Consider the following 4,739-nt stretch of genomic DNA (forward strand, 5'->3'; position numbering starts at 1 on the left):
GATACCAACTGTTGTAATCTTCATGGTGGACGCTCCCGTTATTAAATGGCTGTGTTGAATACACTGCCATTTTGGCACACTGATGCCGCTTAAATGGGGGGTGAGTAGAGCTGTCCGGTCACCCAGACAACCCCCTCCGCAGAACCGGACGTGCGGAACTACCGCATCCGGCTCCCGACAGATCCGTGTCCCCACACATATTCAGCAAGAATTGAACATTGAATGTGTTTTCCATCGGGACGGATAACCCAGCATTTTCAGGATCAGATTCAGTTTCTTCCACGTCAGTCGGCGATGTCCCCCTTGACGGTTGAACCATCGGTAGATTATTCGCGTACTTTGGTAGATAAACTGCCCGACTCATCTCTGGTTATCAGAGATACCGTGGTAATTTATCCAGCCTCTGATCACTCTGATAACGGTATTCAGGGTAAGCCTTTTATCGGGCGTATTCAGATTCTTCCAAAGGAAGTCCCTGAGTCCCTTCAATTTGGCTGCAAAACGGTCTTTTCGGCTGGTTAACTTCAGCCGCCAGAAGCCTTTTCGCGTTTTCCCCCAATAACAGGTAAACCCCAGAAAGTGAAACGTCGGCAGGCGTTTTCCAGACTGGCTGGCTCTCATTGCTGCTATGTGACCCGCCGGAATTAACTGCGATTTGTCACAGTGCAGCTCAAGACCAAATTTGCTCAGCCTTTTGGGTAACACCCTATAGAAGCGTTTGGCTTCGCTGGGGTACTGAAAAGTAAATACCATATCATCGGCATATCTCACCATCTCTGCCTGCCCGTGAATATATGAACGGCTGATTTCATTAAACCATTCATCTATTACATGATGCAGGTAGATGTTGGCCAATACCGGCGACAGAATTGAACCTTGCGGACATCCGCGCACATTGCTGGACGTCTCTTTACCCACGATGACGGGCGCCGTGATTAATACCTCGATCAATCTGAGGAAACGGCGATCTGATATTTTCTTCCGGAGCAAATTCATTAACTCGTCATGAGGTATCATGTTGAAATACTTCCGGATGTCAATTTCTACTACCGCTCCATTCCAGTTATGGAATGTTTGCTGTTGCAGTGCCTTTAATGCCGCATGGCAATTTAATCCCGGACGAAAACCGTAGGAGCCGGACATAAACAGCGGTTCATAAATTCGGCTGAGGATATCACTGACCACAAGCTGGATAAGTTTATCTTCTATGCACGAAATAGCTAAAGGCCGTTTACTGCCGTCCTCTTTGGGAATTTCAGTGATCCGGGCTGCTTTAGGGTGGTACATCCCTCTGCGTATCCGCAGGATGAGATTTTGGATATTCTCATCAAGATGTTCACCGTAAGCGGCTTTTGTCATACGATCGATACCCACGGCTTTATTCCCGTCAAGCCGCAGGAACTGTCTTTTCAGCATGTCACAGCTCAACAGGTGCCCCAAATTATTGAACACCAGTTGTTTGTTAGCTGCTGATTTCTCGCCTATACGCTCAAGTTTTGTTAACCATGATAACCCGTCGTTGCTGTGTACGGTCATTGTGGCCCTCTTACGTTCGATCTGTCTGCCAGCCCTTCGCTCCACAGTCATTACTTGCTTCATGGCTACTATGGCTGACTCCGACTTCCTGATATTCATTTCTCAGGCCTTGTGTTTGGCACTTGTGCCTGAAATACTCATTCCATTGAGAAATATCAGGATCTCCTGGGTTCCGCACTGTTCTCTACAAACTCGCCGACGCCTGCGGCGCCGGTGTGTACGACTGAATGGATAGTTGCCAGTGTAACCATTCAGACGCTGCTGCCTGCTAGCTGAACGATACTATCGGCACACACGATCAAATGTATTTCGGCGCTATCGCGTTCACCTTTTGGTTTCGGCTCGAGTGTTTCGCTGTCTACGCTTCATCTCCTTTGTTACCGCCGGAGACGCAAGACTCGCTACGTAGTGGTCTGGCTAAACCCTTTCTACGACGGGACTTTCACCCGCAAGATCAGTACAGCTTTGCCCAGCGCACCGTCCATCACATCACAACAACAGAAAGTATGCATAGCATTTTGCTAGCCATTGCAGAACAACCTCTGATGGGGCATGAGTGTCCAGAGATTGCCGAAGGGCTTCGACGCCATGATCATCTTAAACATGCAATGGTATTTCCACTGACCTTTCACTTTGATATCAGTTTCATCCCTCCGCCATCGGGAGCCAACGGTTTTTTTGCGTTGTCGAAAAGCCTTGCTGAGCAGGGGCACCAGACGTAACATCCAGCGATGTGGCGTGGTCGACGGTTATCCCCCGCCCTGCCATCATCTCTTCCAGATTACGCAAGCTCAGCGCATAAGCGAGATACCAACGGACACCTTGGGCAATGATATCGACAGGATAATGCAGGCGTTTAAACGCGTTTCGGGTCAGGGAGTCACTCAGAGAGGCGTTGTTGCAGCCACCACCAATGCTGCCTGAGCCATCGCCGCCACTGTGAACACTACCAAACCCCTTCCTGTTTACGCACAAATCCTTACCGTCCGCCAATAACGTTGAAGTAACCTTGGAGAATTGCCATTCTAACAAAAACTCCGTTCTCAGCCTGAGAAAAATAAGCACAATGTACTGAATTATCTAACTCATAAGGAAGCTCATAACCTCGCGGAAGAGGATGCATAATTATGGCGCGGGGATGTAAGTATGAAAGTAGATCAGGAGTGAGCATAAAATTGGAATTGGGTAAATGATCTGCTGTTTCTTTATAACCCGCCATATAAATAACATCCGCACTACACAACCCCTCTTTGATGTTATGGAGATATTCGTAGGTGACACCAGCTTGACGAAGGTACGCTTCGTCTTCTTGAAAAAGCTTACAATTTTCTTCAGTGCAAAGTAATAATTTTATATTGTGAAACAGGGCGATACAAAAGAGAAGGGAGCGCGTTGAGCGGGAGGAGGGGTGACAGCATAATAATAAAGTTAATGATTTATGAAGAGGGAAAGATTGATGAATGGTAAAAATATCAAGCAAAGCCTGCGTTGGATGCTCTGCATTTAATCCTTCACCATTTCCCGCATTTATAACTGGAAGGCGGCTTTTTATACAATAGTTATGCACAGGCTCAACTTCGGCATGGCGCATAACGGCAATATCGGCATACGCATTGATCATTTGTGCAGTATCCGTAAATTTTTCATTCCAGCTTGAACCAGAACGGCTTGACTCACCATCAGCAAAACCTATAATTTTTGCACCAAGGCGGTTGGCTGCGCTTTCAAAACTGAGGCGAGTTCTTGTACTGGCCTGAAAAAAAAGTGAAGCAACAAGGATATCTTCATTTCTTTTTTTTATTTTTTTATCAGGTTTTGATACTTTAAAATTCTGAGCCAGATCTATAATATTCATTATAGTGTCTAAGTCTAATGATTTAATAGAGAGAAGGTTATCCTTTAGAAAAAAATTCTGCACTGATATCATCACTCACCTCTGGACTTTCATATTAATGATAGATATAAAAATAACGATAATGAAAAGACCACCAAGCAAAATAGACCGACAACCGCATTTTCTGTAAGAAGCATGCTATTGTTAAAGTTACTGCTAATATTACAGTTGAATTGAGCTACATTTTATCAAAAAACCAACCCTTTTAAGCTCATTTAGAATGAATAAGAGATAAAAAAAGAAAAATATTTATGCTCAATTAACTTTTTTAAACAATCATTATTATCCCAATGAATAGGAGCAACTTTATTAAATGCCTCTCGCGCCAAGCCAATATAATTTTTTGTTTCTGATATATCAATTCCTCTTTTTGTTATAAATGATTAAATTATGCACATATTTAAAGGGCAGATTCGACTAATAGTGCAATTTTTCAGAAGGGCCGTCAGTTGCTATAGTAGGCATCTTTCTCGCCGATTCTGTCGCATTAACAAAGAAAGTACGAGTGAAGATAAGGTGATTGATTTTTACTCAGCTAATTGATAGAAAAATGCCGCGGGTGAAATCGGACACTCTTCTTTTTGTCGGTATTGTCCTTTGCGCAACATACAGACCCATTCAATCCTTGCCAACATGGTCTGGGCTCGTCTGAAGTTTTTGAACCCCAGCATAGGACGTGTTCGCCGTTTGACGTTGCGGTGATCCTGTTCAATCAGATTATTAAGGTACTTATTCTGCCGGATAATGATGTCGTTATCCTTCGGTTTTCCCTGATTTAACTCGTCCACTGTGGCTTTATTGGCGCCACTTTTATCAATCGCCACCACGTCGGGTTATCAACGCTGGCGCATCGCCTTTTTAAAGAAACGCAAGGCGGCCTCTTTATCTCGATGGGCGGTTAACAAAAAATCAACCGTATCGCCGTCTGAATCCACAGCACGATAAAGGTAACTCCATTTCCCTTTGATTTTGATAGAGGTTTCGTCCATTCGCCACCGACGCCCAACAGCAGGCTTGCTCCGCCGATAGCTCTTTTAGGAGACCATAAAAATCTATGGTTCCCCTCCTTTTTGCAACACTCATTTTTGATGAATTTTGGGCTTGCTTAAATCTATCCGGCGTCACTGTAGGCAAGGAGCCTGCGCCTCGATGAGTTCCGCGCCTGATGAACCTTAAAACCGTGTCGGCTTGAAAGAGCCATTTTTTATGTTAGGTTTCTCATCAGGCCGGTAGGCCGTTCATGTCATCAATTATCAGTCTTCGCAAAACCAGTGGGGTAACGTTTAAATTTATTAATAATGACGCCAGC

At 44.7% G+C, this 4,739-nt stretch carries 2 protein-coding genes and 3 pseudogenes; all 5 read right to left on the reverse strand.

Features of this window, described 5'->3' with window-relative positions:
* Positions 1 to 195: hypothetical protein (locus Xvie_RS22390; protein WP_208612651.1), on the reverse strand; the 195-nt coding region annotated here is incomplete at its 3' end.
* A 6-nt stretch (positions 196 to 201) separates the two neighbouring features.
* Positions 202 to 1,536, reverse strand: a pseudogene (locus tag Xvie_RS19725) (reverse transcriptase domain-containing protein).
* Positions 1,537 to 2,147: 611 nt separating this feature from the next.
* Positions 2,148 to 2,424 (reverse strand): annotated as a pseudogene (locus tag Xvie_RS19740) (IS6 family transposase); the annotation flags it as partial.
* Between the two features lie 91 nt (positions 2,425 to 2,515).
* Positions 2,516 to 3,463: an aspartate/ornithine carbamoyltransferase family protein gene (locus Xvie_RS19745; RefSeq protein WP_086110815.1), complete on the reverse strand. Its 948-nt coding sequence runs from the start codon at positions 3,461 to 3,463 to the stop codon at positions 2,516 to 2,518.
* 494 nt (positions 3,464 to 3,957) lie between these two features.
* Positions 3,958 to 4,464 (reverse strand): annotated as a pseudogene (locus Xvie_RS19750) (IS6 family transposase); the annotation flags it as partial.
* Positions 4,465 to 4,739: the final 275 nt, after the last annotated feature.

The organism is Xenorhabdus vietnamensis (assembly GCF_002127535.1).
Taxonomy (GTDB): Bacteria; Pseudomonadota; Gammaproteobacteria; order Enterobacterales; family Enterobacteriaceae; genus Xenorhabdus; species Xenorhabdus vietnamensis.

What these genes read in the sequence shown, in the direction of transcription:
- Xvie_RS19745 (WP_086110815.1), bottom strand. Translation starts at nt 3,463, where the DNA reads ATGATATCAGTGCAGAATTTTTTTCTAAAGGATAACCTTCTCTCTATT.